This window comes from Microvirga sp. HBU67558 (assembly GCF_018069605.1).
GTDB classification, from domain to species: Bacteria; Pseudomonadota; Alphaproteobacteria; order Rhizobiales; family Beijerinckiaceae; genus Microvirga; species Microvirga terrae.
The window spans coordinates 1-302 of record NZ_JAGPUP010000122.1 but is presented as its reverse complement, the minus strand read 5'-3'; the positions used below and the strand labels follow the sequence as shown (position 1 = coordinate 302).

Here is a 302-nt window from a genome sequence, read left to right as displayed (position 1 = left end):
GGGCCAGCCGTGAAGCAGAAGGATCGGCGGGCCTGAGCCTCCCGCGACGGCGTTGATCTTGATGCCATTCACCCGCACCAGCTGCTGGGTAAACCCGCTCAAAGCTGCGATCATCTTTGCTTTCCAGTCGATGTTAACGATCAAACAGAGCGCATGGCTAGCTCTCAGGGCCGGTCGAAATCGGTGGCCATCGTGATGTCGCGCCAGGCGTCGATATCGCTGCGAAAGGCAGCCAGCTTTCGCTCTGCGATTGCGTGCGCGGCCGGGCCGAGCGGCAGGTGAAGCGGGGCGTCATCGGCATC

General features: G+C 62.6%; 1 protein-coding gene and 1 pseudogene. Both read right to left on the bottom strand.

Going from position 1 to position 302, the window contains the following annotated elements; genetic code table 11:
* Positions 1-114: alpha/beta fold hydrolase (locus tag KBI52_RS32415; protein WP_371823082.1), on the bottom strand; the 114-nt coding region annotated here is incomplete at its 3' end.
* Positions 115-164: 50 nt separating this feature from the next.
* Positions 165-302, bottom strand: a pseudogene (locus KBI52_RS33770) (short-chain dehydrogenase/reductase); the annotation flags it as partial.